This window comes from Shewanella electrica (genome assembly GCF_022321485.1).
Lineage (GTDB): Bacteria > Pseudomonadota > Gammaproteobacteria > Enterobacterales > Shewanellaceae > Shewanella > Shewanella electrica.
The window spans coordinates 1-266 of record NZ_JAKOGG010000348.1; the positions used below are offsets into that span (position 1 = coordinate 1).

Consider the following 266-nt stretch of genomic DNA (forward strand, 5'->3'; position numbering starts at 1 on the left):
GGGCCACATCCAGTTATCTCTGCTGAAAGTGCGTTGAAAGCAACTCAAGCAGGTTTTGAAGTGGGTACCGCAGAAGCGCAACACTCGGTAGTGATCTATCCGGCGTTCTGGTGGTTTGTTGATTTGGCCATTGTTCGGCACTACCGATGCAGTATCAAGCCAAGTTGCAACAGATTAATGCTGTTGGAGAGTTTGCAGGCAAACGCGTTAGGGCACCACAAAGTGGGTGCAGGTAGATTCAACCTTGTATTTGTCAGGTCAAATCC

The 266-nt window shown here is 48.9% G+C and carries 1 protein-coding gene; it reads left to right on the forward strand.

Annotated elements, in window-relative coordinates:
• Window positions 1–33: 33 nt before the first annotated feature.
• Window positions 34–266: hypothetical protein (locus L9G74_RS20850; protein ID WP_238898668.1), on the forward strand; the 233-nt coding region annotated here is incomplete at its 3' end.